Annotated in this window: 20 protein-coding genes, 1 tRNA gene, 2 other RNA genes, 1 pseudogene and 1 riboswitch; of the genes and pseudogenes, 20 read left to right on the forward strand and 4 right to left on the reverse strand. The window is 70.4% G+C overall.

The annotated features are described in order from the left end of the window. Window positions 1-2 precede the first annotated feature (2 nt). The gene (locus ACYVO2_RS02850; protein WP_461005926.1) at window positions 3-1397 is read right to left on the reverse strand and encodes a purine-cytosine permease family protein; all 1395 of its coding nucleotides are present in this window, start codon (window positions 1395-1397) and stop codon (window positions 3-5) included. Continuing rightward, window positions 1391-1502: riboswitch (TPP riboswitch) on the reverse strand. Its footprint overlaps the gene before it by 7 nt. A 332-nt stretch (window positions 1503-1834) precedes the next feature. Here ACYVO2_RS02850 and ACYVO2_RS02855 point away from each other — a divergent pair. The 3 genes from ACYVO2_RS02855 to ACYVO2_RS02865 all read left to right on the forward strand — a co-directional run bounded on the left by ACYVO2_RS02855 (window position 1835) and on the right by ACYVO2_RS02865 (window position 3859). Beyond that, window positions 1835-3145 carry a S1C family serine protease gene (locus ACYVO2_RS02855; protein WP_461006029.1) on the forward strand — a complete coding sequence of 437 codons (1311 nt, stop codon included), beginning with the start codon at window positions 1835-1837 and terminating at the stop codon, window positions 3143-3145. Window positions 3146-3194: 49 nt separating this feature from the next. Then, a tRNA-Ser gene (locus ACYVO2_RS02860) sits at window positions 3195-3281 on the forward strand. A gap of 125 nt (window positions 3282-3406) precedes the next feature. After that, window positions 3407-3859: a hypothetical protein gene (locus ACYVO2_RS02865; protein WP_461005927.1), complete on the forward strand. Its 453-nt coding sequence runs from the start codon at window positions 3407-3409 to the stop codon at window positions 3857-3859. A 1039-nt stretch (window positions 3860-4898) separates the two neighbouring features. On the opposite strand, the gene ACYVO2_RS02870 is transcribed toward ACYVO2_RS02865, so the two are convergent. Together ACYVO2_RS02870 and ACYVO2_RS02875 are read right to left on the reverse strand one after the other, a co-directional pair. Then, entirely contained in the window at window positions 4899-5318 is a 420-nt protein-coding gene (locus tag ACYVO2_RS02870; RefSeq protein ID WP_461006030.1) for a UTRA domain-containing protein, read from the reverse strand. Window positions 5319-5444: 126 nt separating this feature from the next. Further along, window positions 5445-5630: pseudogene (locus tag ACYVO2_RS02875) on the reverse strand (winged helix-turn-helix domain-containing protein); the annotation flags it as partial. Between the two features lie 192 nt (window positions 5631-5822). On the opposite strand from ACYVO2_RS02875, the gene ACYVO2_RS02880 reads away from it, so the two are divergent. The 17 genes from ACYVO2_RS02880 to ACYVO2_RS02960 all read left to right on the forward strand — a co-directional run bounded on the left by ACYVO2_RS02880 (window position 5823) and on the right by ACYVO2_RS02960 (window position 15795). Next, a complete protein-coding gene (locus tag ACYVO2_RS02880; protein WP_461005928.1) occupies window positions 5823-6188 on the forward strand; it encodes an SCO3933 family regulatory protein in 366 nt (121 codons plus the stop codon). A gap of 5 nt (window positions 6189-6193) precedes the next feature. Continuing rightward, window positions 6194-7543, forward strand: coding sequence for an FtsK/SpoIIIE domain-containing protein (locus tag ACYVO2_RS02885; RefSeq protein ID WP_461005929.1), 1350 nt, complete (start codon window positions 6194-6196; stop codon window positions 7541-7543). Window positions 7544-7631: 88 nt separating this feature from the next. Then, on the forward strand, window positions 7632-7829 hold the full coding sequence (locus ACYVO2_RS02890; RefSeq protein WP_461005930.1) for a hypothetical protein: 198 nt from the start codon (window positions 7632-7634) through the stop codon (window positions 7827-7829). After that, window positions 7829-7896, forward strand: an RNA gene (locus ACYVO2_RS02895) — hammerhead ribozyme type II. Before ACYVO2_RS02890 ends, ACYVO2_RS02895 begins: the two co-directional genes overlap by 1 nt. Window positions 7897-7912: 16 nt before the next feature. After that, window positions 7913-8101, forward strand: coding sequence for a hypothetical protein (locus ACYVO2_RS02900; protein WP_461005931.1), 189 nt, complete (start codon window positions 7913-7915; stop codon window positions 8099-8101). Between the two features lie 5 nt (window positions 8102-8106). Continuing rightward, an RNA gene (locus ACYVO2_RS02905) (hammerhead ribozyme type II) lies at window positions 8107-8178 on the forward strand. A 68-nt stretch (window positions 8179-8246) separates the two neighbouring features. Next, a complete protein-coding gene (locus tag ACYVO2_RS02910) occupies window positions 8247-8927 on the forward strand; it encodes a DUF2637 domain-containing protein (RefSeq protein ID WP_461006031.1) in 681 nt (226 codons plus the stop codon). A 14-nt stretch (window positions 8928-8941) separates the two neighbouring features. Then, on the forward strand, window positions 8942-9133 hold the full coding sequence (locus ACYVO2_RS02915; RefSeq protein WP_461005932.1) for a mobile element transfer protein: 192 nt from the start codon (window positions 8942-8944) through the stop codon (window positions 9131-9133). Between the two features lie 19 nt (window positions 9134-9152). Continuing rightward, window positions 9153-9443: a hypothetical protein gene (locus ACYVO2_RS02920; protein ID WP_461005933.1), complete on the forward strand. Its 291-nt coding sequence runs from the start codon at window positions 9153-9155 to the stop codon at window positions 9441-9443. Window positions 9444-9530: 87 nt separating this feature from the next. After that, complete coding sequence (locus ACYVO2_RS02925; protein ID WP_461005934.1) at window positions 9531-9722, forward strand: hypothetical protein; 192 nt, start codon at window positions 9531-9533, stop codon at window positions 9720-9722. Continuing rightward, window positions 9716-11233 carry a DNA cytosine methyltransferase gene (locus tag ACYVO2_RS02930; protein WP_461005935.1) on the forward strand — a complete coding sequence of 506 codons (1518 nt, stop codon included), beginning with the start codon at window positions 9716-9718 and terminating at the stop codon, window positions 11231-11233. The genes ACYVO2_RS02925 and ACYVO2_RS02930 overlap by 7 nt, the downstream gene beginning before the upstream one ends. Next, a complete protein-coding gene (locus ACYVO2_RS02935; RefSeq protein WP_461006036.1) occupies window positions 11230-11403 on the forward strand; it encodes a hypothetical protein in 174 nt (57 codons plus the stop codon). The genes ACYVO2_RS02930 and ACYVO2_RS02935 overlap by 4 nt, the downstream gene beginning before the upstream one ends. 23 nt (window positions 11404-11426) lie before the next feature. Continuing rightward, the gene (locus tag ACYVO2_RS02940) at window positions 11427-11678 is read left to right on the forward strand and encodes a hypothetical protein (RefSeq protein WP_461005936.1); all 252 of its coding nucleotides are present in this window, start codon (window positions 11427-11429) and stop codon (window positions 11676-11678) included. A 102-nt stretch (window positions 11679-11780) separates the two neighbouring features. Next, complete coding sequence (repSA, locus tag ACYVO2_RS02945) at window positions 11781-13160, forward strand: replication initiator protein RepSA (RefSeq protein ID WP_461005937.1); 1380 nt, start codon at window positions 11781-11783, stop codon at window positions 13158-13160. Beyond that, on the forward strand, window positions 13145-13354 hold the full coding sequence (locus ACYVO2_RS02950) for an excisionase family DNA-binding protein (RefSeq protein WP_461005938.1): 210 nt from the start codon (window positions 13145-13147) through the stop codon (window positions 13352-13354). Before repSA ends, ACYVO2_RS02950 begins: the two co-directional genes overlap by 16 nt. Before the next feature lies 1 nt (window position 13355). Beyond that, window positions 13356-14534: a tyrosine-type recombinase/integrase gene (locus ACYVO2_RS02955; RefSeq protein WP_461005939.1), complete on the forward strand. Its 1179-nt coding sequence runs from the start codon at window positions 13356-13358 to the stop codon at window positions 14532-14534. A 721-nt stretch (window positions 14535-15255) separates the two neighbouring features. Then, window positions 15256-15795, forward strand: a complete 540-nt coding sequence (locus ACYVO2_RS02960; protein WP_461005940.1) for a choice-of-anchor K domain-containing protein — start codon at window positions 15256-15258, stop codon at window positions 15793-15795. Window positions 15796-16013: 218 nt separating this feature from the next. Here ACYVO2_RS02960 and ACYVO2_RS02965 read toward each other — a convergent pair whose 3' ends face one another. Then, complete coding sequence (locus ACYVO2_RS02965) at window positions 16014-16808, reverse strand: NAD(P)H-dependent oxidoreductase (protein ID WP_461005941.1); 795 nt, start codon at window positions 16806-16808, stop codon at window positions 16014-16016. Window positions 16809-16886 lie beyond the last annotated feature (78 nt).

The raw sequence follows: 16886 nt of genomic DNA on the forward strand, positions 1-16886 counted from the left end.
GGTCATCGTGCCACCGCCCGCCGCCGGACGGGGAAGGAGAGGGCCAGGGCCGCGACCGCGGCGACGACGAAGGAGAACAGGGACGCCGAGGTCCACTCGGTGGCGTGAATGCCCGTCAGTTCCTGGGCGCGGGCCCAGAACCGGGGCCAGAAGTCCGCCCAGCCGGTGAGTTGCGTGGGGTTGATGAGCTGGTACGTGGCGAAGCCGAGGGCCCAGGGGAGCAGCATCGCCCAGCGGGTCGGGGCCTGTTGCGACATGTCCCAGCCGCGCCGTCCCGTGCCGAGGAAGTAGTCGGCGGCGGTCACGGCGAACATCGGGACGAACACCGAACCGATCAGATAGAGGAACGACTCGTATGTGGAGAAGTCGTCCACCATCATCGCGAGCACGGTCACCAGCGTCCCGATCCCCAGGGTCAGGATCCGCCGGTCCACCCGGGGCAGCAGGTTGTGCAGGGACATCGCGGTGGAGTAGACGTTCGCGAACGACTGGTCCACCTCCCGCACCACCAGCACCAGGAAGAACACCCATCCCGCGGTCACACCGAGGAACGTGTCGAAGATCTTGTCCGTGTCCCCGCCCACCTGGAGCAGGGCGATCAGGCCCAGCAGGTAGCACCACACCTGCGCGGTGGAGTAGCCGACCAGCGTGCCCCAGAACGACCGGGCGGACGAGCGGGAGTGCCGGGTGTAGTCGGCGGCCATCGGCACGAACGACACCGCGACCGCGAGCGCGGAGTCCACGGCGGGCAGGAAGCCGTCCCAGGAGCCGTCGTTCAGCGGCGGGGTGTCCGCGCGCAGCAACTGGACGGTGAAGTAGAGCATCGCCACGCCCACGGCGACGGTCACGTACCGCCGCAGCAGCCGCACCGACCCCAGCGGCCGGATGGTCAGCGCGGTGGTGAGCACGCCGGCCAGCGCCACGTACAGCCAGTGCGGCCCGCGGCCGTCGGTCATCGCCTCCACGCCCATGGTGATCACGGTCAGCTCGAACACGCCCCAGCCGATGCACTGCACCACGTTCAGCACGGTCGGCAGGTACGAGAGGCGGGTGCCGAACAGGCCGCGCAGCAGCGCCATCGCGGGCGCGCCGGTGCGGGCGCCGAGCACGCCGGAGACGGCGAGCATGGCGGTGCCGAACAGGGTGCCGACCACGGTCGCGGTGAGCGCGGCGAGCAGGGACAACTGCGGGTGGCCGCTGGGGGTGAGCACCCAGGCGGCGCCGGAGAAGCCGAGCAGGCTCACCCCGAGGTTGGCCCAGAAGGCGGCCTGGTCGCGCAGGCCGAGGGGCCTGGGCGGCGCGGTGTCGAGGACCAGAGGAGCCTCGGCGTGCGCCGGGTCACTCGTACGGGTGGACGTGCGCGCGGAATCCTCGCGCGCCGATGACGGTGCCGTCACGACGGCTCTCTCCCTACGCCGGCATTACCCGGACAGGTTCAGGCGGTCGGCACGGTCTCCAAGTGCCCTCTCAGCCCGGTTCCCCGAGCTCCCGCGTGTGCGTTCGACCGGTGCATGGTAGGCGCTGTACAGGAGCCCGCCAAGCAGCGACGACCAGAAGATCCCAAAATAGGAACATTAACCGGAGATAAAGAAGACGCCCGCTCCGTGCCGGGACTGCTTACGGCGGTTCAACGCGGGATGAGAGAGGCTTGGGCACTGAAGGACGACGGAACAGTCCGGGACGCGGCGCCACCGAGCCGCCGCCCCGGCACGCGGAGCGGCCGTACGCCGGGCGACCGCCCCTACCACCGGCTGACTGTGCGACGAAGGAGACCGCTGTGAGCACCGAGCACGAGAACAGGCCGACGGGCGCCGGAGGGCCCGACCAGCCCGGCATGGACTCGACCGCGCAGTTCCCCGCCGCCGCGACCCCCGCCCCCAACCCCGCGGGCCCGCCGCCACCCCCCGGGTACGCCCCCGGCCCCGTCCACGGCTCCCCGTACGCCGCCCCGCCCACGGCCACCTTCCCCGGATGGCCGCAGGCGCCCGGCCACGGCGCGCACGGCGCCCCTCCCCGCCGCGGCCGCGGCGGCCTCGTCGCCCTGGTCGCGGCGGCCGCGCTGCTCGCGGGTGCCCTCGGCGGCGGCATCGGCTACGTGGCCGCCGACAGCTCCGACGGAGGCGGCGGCAGCACCACCGTGTCCACCTCCGCCGACCCGGCCGCCCTCAACCGCAAGCCGGACAGCGTGGCGGGCATAGCGAAGTCGGCCCTGCCGAGCGTCGTCACGATCAACGCCGAGGGCCAGGGCGAGAGCGGCACCGGCACCGGCTTCGTGTACGACAAGGAAGGCCACATCCTCACCAACAACCACGTCGTCGCCCCCGCCGCGGAGGGCGGCAAGCTCACCGTCACCTTCTCCGACGGCAAGCAGTACCGCGCCTCGGTGGTCGGCCGCGCCCAGGGCTACGACGTGGCCGTCATCAAGCTGGACGACCCCTCCGGCGTCAAGCTGACCCCGCTGCCGCTCGGCAACTCCGCGGAGGTCGTCGTCGGCGACCCCACCATCGCCATCGGCGCCCCCTTCGGCCTGTCCGGCACCGTCACCACCGGCATCGTCAGCGCCAAGAACCGCCCCGTCGCGGCCGGCGGCGGCGACGGCACGCAGCCGTCCTACATGAGCGCCATCCAGACCGACGCCTCCATCAACCCCGGCAACTCCGGCGGCCCCCTGCTGGACGGCTCCGGCCGGGTGATCGGCATCAACTCCGCGATCCGCCCCGCCGACAGCGGCAGCGATCCGTTCGGCGGCACCGAGCAGGGCGGCAGCATCGGCCTCGGCTTCGCCATCCCGATCAACCAGGCCAAGTGGGTCGCCGACACCCTGATCAGGACCGGCGAGCCGGTGTACGCGGTGATGGGCGTCCTGCGCAACGACGAGTACGACGGCAAGGGCGCCCAGATCTCCCCCGACTCCATCGACGGCACCCCCGCCATCACCCCCGGCGGCCCGGCGGCCCAGGCGGGCCTGAAGCCCGGCGACGTGATCACCAAGCTGAACGACACCCTGATCGAGAGCGGCCCGCAACTGGTCAGCGAGATCTGGACCTACAAGCCCGGCGACAAGGTGAAGGTCACCTACGAGCGCAACGGCCAGAGCCGCGAGGTGACCCTCACCCTCGGCGAAAGGAAGGGCGACAACCCCTGACCCCTACCGTTAGGCTGACCTCCGTGCCGTCACGGGCAGTGACGGCACTGGAGGGTTGCCCGAGCGGCCTAAGGGAACGGTCTTGAAAACCGTCGTGGCGGCGACGTCACCGTGGGTTCAAATCCCACACCCTCCGCAGGTAGGTGGCCCCTGACCAGCTCTATCGGTCGGGGGCCCACTTGCTTTCATCTAACTGTGGAGCACCGTCACTGCCTCTGGTTCACCGCACTAACGGGCACGTGACGGGCACGGGGAGTGTGGATGGCTGGGGCGTTGGAATGGCTCGCCGCGGGCGGTGGCATCGTCGGCGCAATCGGTGGTCCTGCGGGCCTCTGGGCAGCATGGCACCAGCATGTGCAGGAGAAACGGCGTCGTCAGGCGCCCCCTCCCGAGGTCGGCGATCTGCTGGCGCGACTTGCCTCGTCGGCGAAAGAAGTAGTCGCTGGCTACAAGGAACATGAGTGGTGGAGCGGCTCCGGTGTGCGAGACATCGAAAAGCGGCTCCGTGAGGTCTCGGTGTTGATCAGTGACGCTCAGCTATCTATGCAGATAGACAATGCCGTCAGATACCTGATGCTCGCTCGGCTCGCTGTCACCTTTGAGCAGTCCAGTCGAGAGGAAGTCGTGCGTCTGGTTCATGAGCAGGCTGAGTGCGCGGGGACGTGCGCAGAGTGGACGGAGAAGGCGATCAAGCGCTTTCAACAGCTCTCCTAGCCCTGAGCCGACCGCCTGGGTGACGTGACCCCGCAGTATGAAGTGAGTAGGTCCTGATCCCCGGTGGGGTTGGCTCGCGCCAGCGAGACGGCCCCTGCCTTGGTTCTCCCCGGTTGGTCGGCATCTTCGATGCACCCCGGAGGTTCTGGGGCCGCCACCTCCGGTGTCCCGCAGCGTGCCTTGCCAGGCTGGCGGTCCCAGGTTCTCCGGGGTACACCCGCAGGGTGCCGGCCTGCCGGGGAGGGCCAGGGCTTCCTCACCACCCGCCCAACCGCAGGGATCGGTTCCCCCTCCCTGGGCAGGCTCGGCCGGGGTCCGGGGCGGAGCCCCGCCGCCCACCCGCCCAACCTCCACCCGCCTCCTCCCGGTTTCCTTGTCGTGCCGCGCTGCTTGTCTCCCCCGGTTTCCGTGTCGGCGGTTGCGTGCCTGGTGCGTGTGTGCGGGATGCGTCGGCCACCCCGGTAGACCCGGCCTCGTACGGCCCGGTGTGACCGGCCCGGGGTTTCGGATCGGCGGGCCGGACCGGGGGTTGGGTGCTCCTGGTGGGGTCGGTGCCGGGGTTGGGCTGGGCAAAGCGTGAAGCGGGTTCCCCCCGTTGTCGTGTACGGGGGCGGGGCCGGGCGCGCGGGGCGGAGACAGGAGCGCGCCCGGCCCCGGCCCCCGGCCCGCCGGGCGGGCCGGGAGGTGGACCCGTAGCGACGGCGTGAGCCGGTTGCCCGGCCCGCACCGGACCCCGCCGGGAGGGAAGCACCCTGCTCGGGAAGGGCCGCCGGAAGAGGAGAAGCCCCGGGGGCGGGGCTCCGGGGCACGTCACGCGGGATCGGTCGAGACGGCGAGCGGCGGGCTTGCTGCCGCACCTTCCCCGCCACCGCGGCGGAGCCGACCACCCGCCCGAGCCGAACCGGGCAAGGGAGGGAAGCAAAGCTTCTGCGGCCCCCACCACCCCGGCGCCCACCCCCACCGGCCGGGAGCCCCCTCCCCGCCCGGCACGGGCGGGCTTGATGATGTAGGGAAACTCGTAACGCACCCTCCAGGGTGATCACCCCTCCAGGCGGTACTCAAGGATATAGCTCCCTGCGTCCAGAACCATCTGGGTGAACTCCACTCGCTTCCCGTCGCCAGCAAAGGCTGTCCTGCAAATCTCGATGACGTGTGCTCCGGGCGGCAAATCAAGGCTTTCGCGCTCATCCTCACCCGCGACACGGCAGCGGAGTTCTTCTGTAAATCGCTCCGGCTTAGCTTCCAATTCCGCCAGTCGCGCGTAGGCGCCACCGGGCCCGGTGTCTCGTTGTTCAATCTGTGACCCACGAACGAGATCCGCAGGGTAGTAAGACGTCGCTAGCTGAACCGGCCTACCGTCCACGATGAACTTCCGAATCCTGGCTAGCACGCTGGCCGATGACCCCAGTTCAAGCACGCGAGATACGAGCGCTGGAGCTTCTATCTCCTGGACGTCCACGTTTACAGTGAGTGAGCGACTGTCAATGTCTGACGACCATACGGAGCTTCCCGACCCCCAGTTAGATTGGGAGAGCCGCTCATTTGCGACACGCCGGATTGATTGAAAATCTCTGATGTAGGTGCCTGATCCGGATTTCGAGTAGACCAATCCTTCGGAAGCGAGGATTTTAAGGGCCTTGCTCGCGGTGTTCTTCGCGACGCCATATTCGCGCACGAGTGCCGGTTCGCCGGGTAGGCGATTCTTTGCGGAACGGAATTCCCCGGACTCAATTCGCGCCCGCAAGTCGTCTGCGATTTGCCGCGCTGTCATAGCCAAAACGGTTACTCCTTAGCTCCCTAGGGTGCCAGTCTAGTCCCGGCCCGCGACAGGCGCGAGCGACGACGCTCGCCACTCCACCCCAGAATCCTCCCTAGGGAAGGCTGTTGACATCCCTAAGGAGCTTTGCTCTACTGGTCGCAACGGACCTCCCTAGGGAGATCGCCGCATCAGAGGAGTGTGCTCATGCCGTCGTTCAAGATCGACCTTTCCACCGCCACGGTGTTCGTGGCGACGCCGCCCGTGCCGAAGTTGGCGAACCGCCGGACGGGGGAGATCGCGACCGATTCCCAGACCGGTGCGCCGCTGGCGGTGATCGGGCTGCTGGTGTCGGACGAGGGTGAGGGGAACCTGTACCAGGTGACCGTGCCGCAGACCGGTGTGCCCGAGGGGCTGACCCCGGGGACGCTGGTGGCGGTGACGGACCTGCGGGCCCGTGACTGGGAGTCGGAGTTCAACGGCCAGAAGCGGCACGGGATCTCCTTCCGCGCGGTCGCGGTGACCTCCCTCGCCCCGGTCCCGGTTCCGGCTTCGGCGAACGGCAAGGGCTGATCGCCGTGTCCGAGTGGCTGACCGTGGCTGGCACTGGTGCCCCGCTCGCTGTGGCGGGGGCCGGTGCGGCCGTGGCCCGGGTGAAGGCCCCGTCGGTGTACTGGGCGACGGTGGGCCTGCCGGTGACCGTGGCGCGGGTGTCCTCCTCCTACCGCAACGTGATGGACGCCTGCGGCCTGACCGTCCAGCCGACCCGGCTGCGCCGCCTGATCGCCAAGGCCACGGACTGTGAGGTTCTGCCGGTTCCGCCGCGCCGCACGGGGATGCGCCCCACCACCCGGGGCCTGAACTTCCGCCTGCGCCTGGCCCCGGGACAGGAGCCCGCCGACGTGATCGCGGTGACCGAGCGGCTGCGGCACGCGTGGGGCGTGTACTCCGTCCACGTCGTCCCCATCCGGCCCGGCGTGGTGGAGCTGCGGCTCCTGGGCTATGACGTGCTGCGCCGGGTGCGCATGCCGCGCCGTGCCCGCGCCGAGTTCCTGCGGGTGCCGGTGGCGCTGCGCGATGACGGTTCGGCGTTCGTGCGGGACTTCCGCGCCATCCCGCATGAGCTGGTCATCGGCGCCGGGCAGTCCGGGAAGTCGATGTTCCAGCGGAACCTGATCTCCCGTCTGGCTCCTCAGCCGGTGGCCATGGTCGGCATCGACTGCAAGTTGGGTGTGGAGATGGCTTCCTTCGCCCCGCGCCTGTCGGCGCTGGCGGACGACCCGGATGCGGCGCTTGAGGTGCTGCGGGTGCTGACCGGGATGGAGATGCCCCAGCGCTTCGAGGCCCTGCGCGAACACCAGCGCGTCTCATCGCGGGTGCCGGACGCCGAGATCACCTCGGACATCTGGGGCCTGCCCCCGCACGCCCGGCCGGTGCCGGTGATCGTGTTCGTGGACGAGGTGGCCGAGCTGTTCATGGTCGCTTCCAAGGAGGATGAGAAGCGGCGGGATGAGCTGGTTCAGCACTTGATCCGGTTGGCTCAGCTCTCCCGCGCGGTCGGCATCTACCTGGAGGTGTGCGGGCAGCGCTTCGGCTCCGACCTGGGCAAAGGCGCGACCTTGCTGCGGGCGAACCTGACCGGGCGGGTGTGCCACCGGGTCAACGATGAGTCGTCGGCGGAGATGGCGCTCGGGGACATCTCCAAGGCCGCTGTGCTGGCCGCGACGCACATCCGCCCGGACCGCCCGGGAACGGCCGTGGCCGGGGATGTCTCCGGTGGCTGGTCTCGCATCCGCACCCCCGAGATCTCCCTGTCGGCGGCGACGGCCATCTGCCGGAAGTACGCGGACATGATCCCGGACCTGCCGTCCCTGGCCCCGTTCCGCCCGGTCACCGGGCCCGTGAACGAGTACACCGAAGCGGCCTGATCCACACCCCTTCCCCGGTCGGCGCGACCGTCCTTTGCGCCAGGTCCCGACCCGGTCCATGCCCGAAACCGTCCCGAAAGGAGAACCCATGGCCTCCGCCGGAAAGCGCGGCACGGCCCCGCGCGGGCCCGTGGTCAAGGCCACCGTCCCGCCCCCGGAATGCCCCGCCTGCAAGGGAGAGGGGCAGGTCGCCCGCACGGTCAGGGTCGGCCGCAAGCGCCGCCCGGTCGGCGAGCAGGAAGGCATCTGCCTGACCTGCTTCGGCTCCGGTGAAGCCTCGGAATGAGTCGAAACACCCCGCGTGCGGGGTGTCCGCAGGAGTTGGCCTTCCTGCGCTGAGGAGACAGGCCAGACAGCGAGGAGGAAACAGTGTTCGGAAAGAAGAAGGACGAAGGTGCCCGGCTGATCCCGCAGCGCGAGACCCCGAGCCGGTTCAGCAAGCGCATCAAGGGCCAGGCGGAAGTGTCGTGCGACGAGCACAAGCTCACCGAACCGTTCCTGACCTGGACTGAGGCACAGCGGATCCGGCACGAGCACAACATCAGGCATCACCGGTAATCGGGCGTCGAAACACCCCTATCCCTGTGGGGGTGTTCACAGGAAATGGCCTCCCTGTGCTGACGAGACAGGCCAAACCCACCACCCGCGTCAACACCAAGAGTCACAGCCCAAGAAGTGAAAGGACCTCGCGATGCTCGCCAGTATGCGCGTCAAACTCACCCGCGTTGACGCAGTACTCGTACAGGCCGTGATCGCCGGGGCGCTGTCCTTCGCTCACCTGCACGAGATCGCCGAAGCGGCCGGGCAGGACGGCTGGAAAGCCTGGGCCTACCCGATCAGCGTGGACCTGCTGCTGGTGGCTGCCTGGCGTCGCCTGCGCACGGGGGCGGCCAAGGTCGCCGGGTGGTTCTGGTTCCTGATCGCCCTGGCCGCCTCCCTCGGTGCCAACGTCGCCACCGCCGGGCTGCTGGACCTGAACAACCCACCGGGCTGGCTGCGCATCCTGGTCGCCGGGTGGCCCGCGGTGGCGTTCTTCGGCGGCACCCTGCTCGCCCACACCCGTCCCGCACCTGCGGCCGACCACGACCGGGATGACACGGCGGTCACGGTCGAACAGGTCACCCCCGCCCCGCCGGCTGTGGGGTTGGCTCCGGAGCTACCGCCCACCCCCACCCCAGAGCCCACGCCCGAGCCTGAGCCGGTCCCGGCTGTCGAGCCGCCGCCCGCCGCGCCGCCGGTTCCGGCCGCGTTGCTCGACCACGCGCGCAAGCTCGCCGACAGCCACCAGACCACCACCGGCACGCCGATCACCGCCGACACGCTGCGCGCCCGCCTCGGTGTCCCGCCGCAGCTCGCGCACGCCATCCACGCCCAACTCACCTGAAAGGACGACCGTCCATGGCTCGCCTGTCCCGCTTCCGCGACGTGATCCGCGTCGGCCCCGTCCAGGTCGGCACCCACAACAACCCCAAGGGCCGTGCGAAGCACACGGCGGCCTGCACCGTCCCCGGCTGCAACTGGTCGGCCGACTACGACTCGCGCGCCGCCGCCGACCTGGCCGCCTCCACGCACCGCTGCCAGCCCAAGTAGCCCGACAAGGAGAAGACCCGTGCTTCAGCCGAAGTACCCCAACCCCGACACGCCCGACCCCGGCGGCACCCCCGCGCCGACCCCGGTCACGGCCCACACCCCGGCCCCGGTGCAGGTGCCGCAGACCCCGGCGCGCCCGGTGGTGCAGCTCACCCCCGGGACCGTGGCCGCCGGAACCGCCGCCGTGCTCGTCGTCGGCGCGGTGATGGTCTCCATGCTCCTGGCGGTCGCCATCGCCGCCGCGTCCCTCGCGGTGACCTCGCTGGTGGTCGCGTACCTGGTGCGCGCCTTCCAGCAGCAGACCAAGTAACCGGCCCCCGGGGCGGCACCAGCCGCCAAGCATCCGCCGCCCCGGTGGGCCTGGCCCCTTCCAACCGTGATCGAAAGGACTTCCATCATGCCTCAGGACAGCCGTGCCCTGGGCCGGGTTTGCCCGGACTGCGACGGCTTCCCCGCTGTCGCCATCACCACCGGCACCCGCAACCCCGACGGCACCCGCACCACCGTCACCGTGAACTGCCCCGACTGCGGCGGCACGGGCACCGTTCCCGCAGTGGTCACCAAGCACCAGGCGGGTGTGCCGTGCTGACCTACATCGACTTCTTCTGCGGAGCGGGTGGCTCGTCCAAGGGAGCACACGCGGTGCCCGGGGTGGTGCCGGTACTGGCCGCCAACCACTGGGACAAGGCGATCGCCTCCCACGCGGCGAACTTCCCCGACGCGGACCACTTCCAAGGTGACCTGCACGACGCGGACGTGGCCCGCTTCCCGGCCGCCGACCTGTTCTGGGCCTCCCCGGAATGCCCGCAGTGGTCCAACGCCCGCGGTGCCCGCCGGGACTTCGACAAGCAGCCCGACCTGTTCGGCGAGACCCTGCCCGACCCGGCCGCCGACCGCTCCCGCGCCCTGATGTGGGACGTCCCGCGCTACCTGTCCGCCATGCGCCAGCGCGGGCGCCCCGTCCTCGCCGGGGTGGTCGAGAACGTCATCGACGTCCGTGCCTGGAGCCAGTGGCACACCTGGGTCGCCTCCATTCGCAACCTCGGGTACCGCACGCGCCTGATCGCGCTGAACTCCATGCACGCCCGCCCGGTGCGCACCGCCCCCGCCCCGCAGTCCCGCGACCGCCTGTACCTGGCCTACTGGCTGGAGTCCCTCGGCCGTGACCCGGACTGGAACAAGTGGCTGAGGCCCGCCGCCTGGTGCCCGGGATGCGAGCGCACGGTGCGAGCGGTGCAGGCGTTCAAGAACCCCCGTCGGGACATGGGCCGCTACCGCCAGCAGTACACCTACCGCTGCCCGGCCGTGGCCTGCCGCAACACCATCGTGGAACCCGACGCGCTGCCCGCCGCCGTGGCGATCGACTGGAGTCTGCCCGGCACCCGCGTCGGCGACCGCCCTCGCGGCCTGTCCCCGAAGACGCTCGCGCGCATCCGTGCCGGGCTCGACCGCTACACCGTGCCCGTCCTGGCCCCGGCCGGCGGGACCTGGCGGCAGGACGCCACCGCGGTCACCGACCCGATGCCCACTCGCACCACCCATGAGAACGACGCCTTGGCCGTACCCCCGCTGCTGGTACCGGTCGAGGGCCGCGACGGCAAGGAGCCCGGCACCGCCAACGTCCCGATGCGCACCCAGACCGCCCGCAACGAGACCGGCCTGGCCTGGCTGCCGTTCATCGCCGAGCTGCGCGGCGGGCATTCCGACGCCCGCCCCGTACTGGACGCCCTGGCCACCGTCACCGCCTCCGGCAACCACCACGCCCTGATCACCGACGCGGAACCGGTGAACTGGGAACACCTGTTGGTGCCCTACTACGGAACCGGCAACGCCCGCCCGGTCAACGAACCCGTGGGCACCCTGACCACCCGCGACCGCTACGCCCTGGTGCGCGGCAGCGTGGATCTGGACGACGTGCTGTTCCGCATGCTGGAGCCGCACGAGATCGGCCGCGCGATGGCCTTCCCCGACACCTACACCGTGCTCGGCAACAAGCGCGAGAAGGTCCGCCAGTACGGCAACGCGGTCACTCCGCCCGTGGCCGAAATCCTCGTCTCCGCGCTCGTCGAAGCCGTCACCGGCACCGACCTGGAGCGGTGACCGCCATGGCCTTCCTCGACTGGCGCTCCCCCGAGCACTTCGACGCCTCCGGCGACAAGCCCTGTGTGCTGTGCGACAAGCCCACCCCGCTCCGCTCCGACAAGGGCAAGCCCGTGCACAAGGTCTGCGCCGAGGACTGGCTGAACCGCCAGGACACCGACCGCAAGTAACCCGACCACGAAAGGAGCCCGCCATGGGCCTGTTCCGCCGCAACAAGGACACCGGCGACCAGTCCTCGACCGACCCGCAGATGGCCGAACTGGGCCGTGACTACGCCATCGCCCGCCGCCACAAGGACCGCCGCCGCATGAACCAGATCATCCGCCAGCTCGAGCGCGAGCACGGCCTGTCCTCCACCGACTGGAACTCCTTCCAGCAGGGCGAGAAGGACTACGACGCCATCCCGCCCGCCTACCCCCTGCGCCGCACCAAGCGCCGCAAGTAGCACCTCCGATCACCCCGCCCCGGGGCGGCACCAGCCGCCAAGCATCCGCCGCCCCGGGGCGGGCCCGCTCTTCCAACCGAGATCACGGAAAGGACCCCTCGCGTGCCGGGAACGGCAACTCCCCCCGACCTCGATCCGGTCACCCTCCTCGACGCCCTCCGGGTCGCCGGGGTGCCTGACTTCGACCGCTGGCAGGAGCAGATCCGCCGCACCCGCGGCTGCGCCGACCCGATCCACCTGTCCGGCACCGTCGTCACCCGCGACGCCACCACCGGACAGACGGTGCACACCTACACCACCGACCGGGAACCTGGCGGACGGCTGCGGATCGCCTGCGGCAACCGCCGCGCCTCCCGCTGCCCCGCCTGCGCCTGGACCTACGCCGGAGACGCCTTCCACCTCGTCCACGCCGGACTCCTCGGCGGCAAGGGCATCCCCGCCGACGTGCGCGCACACCCGAAGATCTTCGCCACGCTCACGGCCCCGTCGTTCGGCCCGGTCCACAACCGGCCCGACTCCGACCGCTGCCGGTGCGGCACCGCCCACCGCGACAACGACGCCGCCTTGGGCACACCGCTGCACCCCGACCGGTACGACTACGCCGCAGCGGTGCTGTGGAACAACCACGCCCCCGACCTGTGGCGACGCTTCACCATCAACCTCCGTCGCGAGATCGCCCGCCGCGCCGGACTCACCCAACGCGAACTGCGCGAGCACGCCCGCGTGAGCTTCGGCAAGGTCGCCGAGTTCCAGCGCCGAGGCGCGGTCCACTTCCACGCCATCATCCGCATCGACGGACCCGCCGACCCCGGCGACCCGCCCCCGGCCTGGGCTACACACACCCTGCTCGCCGATGCCATCCGGGCCGCCGCCGCCCGCGTCGAGATCACCGTGCCCGCCGCCGGACCCCACCCGGCCCGCGTCCTACGCTGGGGCACCCAACTCGACGCACGGCCCATCCGCAGCAGCGCCGCCGACCACGACCTGAGCGAACAGGCGGTCGCCGCCTACGTCGCCAAGTACGCCACCAAAGCCGCCGAGACCACCGGCACCGTTGACCACCGCATCGGCAACAAGGAGGCCCTGGTCCTGCTCGGCGTCCCGGACCACCCGCGCCGACTGATCGAGGCATGCCTGGCCCTGCACGACGCCTACCCGGACCGCAAACTCCGCCAGTGGGCGCACATGCTCGGCTTCCGGGGCCACTTCCTCAGCAAGTCCTCCGCCTACTCCACCACCTTCGGCGCTCTACGGCAGGCACGCGCCGACTACCGCAGCGCCCAAGACCCCACCACGCCTCAGGAGGAAGACGGCGTACTCGTACTCGCCCACTGGACCTACGCCGGACACGGCCACACCCCCGGAGAGTCCTGGCTCGCCCAGACCATCGCCAACGACATCCGCACCAACCGAGAGGCCGCCAAGCAACTCCGCGCCGACCTCGAAGCAGACGAGGGGGTGTGGGCATGGACCGCTTGCTGACCGTCTCCGAAGTCGCCGAACGCCTGGGCACCACGGAGCGCTTCCCCCGCCGCCTGATTGAGGAACGGCGGATCGCGTACGTCAAGGTGGGGCGGCACGTGCGCATCCCTGAGAGTGCCCTTGAGGAGTTCGTCCAAGCCGGGACGGTCCTGCCGCTACCCCCGGTCCGCCGGACCCTGCGGGCGGTGAGCTGACGTGGCTGGCAAGAAGCGTCGTTTCGGGCGCGTCCGCAAGCTCCCCTCCGGCCGGTGGCAGGCCCGCTATCGGGGCCCGGACGGCATTGACCACCCCGCGCCCCACACCTTCGGCACCAAGAAGGAGGCTGAGCGGTGGCTGGCCAAGAAGGAAGACGAGATTGAAGACGGGCGCTGGCTTGACCCTGCCGACGGGAAGACCACCGTGGGTGAGTGGGCGGAACAGTGGCTGTCGTCGGTGGGGCCGCAACTGAAGCTCAAGACCCGTGCTTCGTACCGCTCGCTGATCAACTCCAGGATCACGCCGTGCTTCGGGCAGATGGGTGTGGCCGACGTGCGCCCGATCATGGTTGCTCAGTGGGTGGCGGACATGACCGGGCAGGGTCTGAGCGCGTCGCGGATCCGGCAGGCATACCGGGTGCTGTCGCAGATCATGACCGCTGCCGTGGTCAACCGCCTGATCCCTGAGACGCCGTGCCGGGGCGTGCGGCTGCCGAGGATGCCCCACACCGAGCCGCACATCGTCACCCCCCTGGAAGCCTCGCGCGTGGCCAGGGCTGCGGACTCCCCTCACGATCTGCTGATCTCCCTGCTGGCCTTCGCCGGTCTGAGGATCGGTGAGGCGTTCGCCCTGCGCCGCTCGGACGTGGACCTTCAACACGGGTGGCTTCGGGTGGATGAGAACCTTGCCGAGGCAGGCGGGGTGATGGCCTTCGACACGCCCAAGTCGCACCAAACGCGGGTGCTCACCCTGTCGGCAACCCTCGTCGGCAGGCTGCGCGCCCACCTGGCTACCGGCGTGCCGGATCGGCCGGACGCTCTGCTGTTCACCAACAGCAAGGGCAAGCCGCTCCGCTACAACGAGTGGCGCAAGGCCCACTTCGACCCGGCAGTCAAGGCGGCGGGACTCACCGACGTGACGCCGCACGACCTGCGGGCCTCGCATGCGACCTGGGTGGCCGACAGGCACGGCGTCATGACGGCCGCCCGTCGGCTCGGCCACTCCAACGCCAGCGTCACGACCCGGCACTACGCCCGAGCGATGGACGGCCGGGATGCGGAGGTGGCACAGGGGCTCGACGAATGGCTCAAGCCGTCCGGGCACGACAACCAGGATCGGGCACGTAGCGGGCACGACGACGATGACGACGGCTCGGCGGGTGTTCCGGCACTCGTCTGACCAGCGCGGGAACGCCGACCGACCCGTGATCGACGGAAGGTCTTGAAAACCGTCGTGGCGGCGACGTCACCGTGGGTTCAAATCCCACACCCTCCGCCGAGGTCACCGTAGGTGCTGGTCAGAAGGGGCGCCCCCGATCCGGGGGTGCCCCTTCTGCGTTTGGGGGCGTCGGGCCCGGGCTCGCCGGTGCGGCGGGTCGGTTCGGTGTCGGTGGGCCCGCGGTGGGCCGGTGCGGCGCTGGAATCGCGGCCGGCGCTGGAATCACGGACCGGCGCTGGAATCGCGGACTCGGGATTGCACGCGACGGACTCGTCGTTCGGCGGAGCCGCTTTCGGCTTGTGGGGGTGTGTGTCGCGCGTATGTCCGAAAAGCGCGCCCTGCTTGTTGGGGGTCCTTGCGCGGCGTACCGGTTCCCGCGAGCCTTGGGCGAACCGGCGGATCGGCAGGAATGCTGATGGGAGGGGCGCGCGGTGAGTGTGGCCTGTGCGGATATCCGCACCGAGGTCGGCGGCGGAATCGACTTTGTCACGGTGGGCGCGGTGCGCGCCGGATCCGTGGCGGTTTCCGCGTCATTCGCGCCCAGAGCGGCCCATGCCTGACCGTCCGCCACCGTATTCGCCTTGTTCGCGCGCATGAGTCAGCCACTGTGCTTCGCCCTCGGGTGTCATGGCGTTTCGACAGGCGGCTCGTCCGGTGCACCGGAGGAAGGGGCAGTCCTGTAATGGCCAACCTTGTCACCAGCGGTAAGTGGGTCGCCGTCGGCGGGGACCCGTCGTACGCATCGCACTTCAGTCCACTGGGGCATCCGCAGCTCAGTTGGGGTTCCGCGGTCAACAAGGAGACCAGCTCCTACGCCTTCGACGGGGTCTCCGTCCAGGCGCACGTCGGCGGTGACCCGTTCCTGCTGGGCACGTTCACGCACCACAACTTCCCGATCTATCTGCCGTTCGAGCGGTTCACGGTGGACCTCGAGGTCAGCGTGAGCGTCGACGGCGGGCCGGTGCAGCCCTTCACCATAACTTTCGAGCATTACGAGTCGCCCAACCGGGGACCGGTGGCCGCGCAATCGGATGTGGTCACGGTGAAGGACGTCAAGGTGGAAAGGGCCGTGCAGGTCGACGGGTTGGCCTGCGACCTGCTGATCACCGGTTTGTACGTGCACAACACCAACATGCTCTCCCATCGGTTCGTCAGCCCCGAGGGCGGCACCAACTGGGCCGATCTGCACGTTCAGATCACTCCTTACAGCGGAGCGAAGTAACCGCGGTACGGGTGCGGAGGGGGTGCGGGCGGAAGTCCGGATTCGGAGGGTGGGGGACGACGGCCTCGAATACCGCCCCCGTGAATCGAACCGGGTCCGCGCGCGGGCGGCTCGTCGGCCGCCCGCGCGCCGCCGGGTGCCGCCTGGGCGGTCCCCGACGCGGCCCGTGGGCGGACGGTGCCGCCCGGAGTGCGGGCCGGGGCGAGGGGCGGGCAGGCTCAGGGCCGCGGGTGGATGTGGAGGTCGAGACCCGTCGTGCCCGGAGGTTCCACGCCGGGCAGGAGGCGCATGTCGTGGTCGTAGTCGCCGCCGGTCAGGGAGCGGTAGGGGATGGGGGCGGCGTCGAAGAGGGTGTCGAGGCGGTGGGCGTAGCGCTCCTTGGCGGCGGTGAACCCGGCGTCGGAGAGGTCGTTGGAGCCGTGCACCGCGAACGGCTCCAGGGGGGCGATGCCCGTGAACCAGAACAGGCCGTGCAGGAGGGGGTGGAGGACGTCCTTCAGGTGGCCGTGGACGCCGCGGTCGGAGAAGGACGTCTCGCGAGCGCCGATCGTCACCGACACCAGGGCGCGGCGGCCCGCCAGGGGACCCTGGCCGTAGGGCGGGGGGACGGCGGGGCCGTAGGCGAAGCCGCTGGTGAAGACGCGGTCGATCCAGCCCTTCAGGATCGCGGGGACCGAGAACCACCACAGGGGGAACTGGAGCACGACCGCGTCGGACCACAGCAGCTTCTCCTGCTCGGCGGCGATGTCGGGGGACAGCCGCCCGGACAGGGTGGCCTCCTCGGAGGCGGCCATCACCGCGAGGCGGCCGCCGGGGGCGTGGTCGGGGAAGTCGTCGGCGTCCACCGTCGCCTTCCACTTCATCGCGTACAGGTCACTGGACCGCACCTCGTGTCCCGCCGCGCGCAGGTGCCCGGCCGCGAAGGAGGTCAGGGCGGCGTTGAGGGAGCGGGGCTCGGGGTGGGCGCTGACGAGGAGGATCTTCTTGGGCTGTCGGGGGGTGGTCTCGGTCATGACGCCACGTTCCCGCGGGCGCGGGGAGGCAGCCAGAGCCCTGTTCCACCGGCGGATCGGCGGTCCTGGTACTGGCAG

The sequence above is a fragment of the Streptomyces capparidis genome (genome assembly GCF_054782095.1).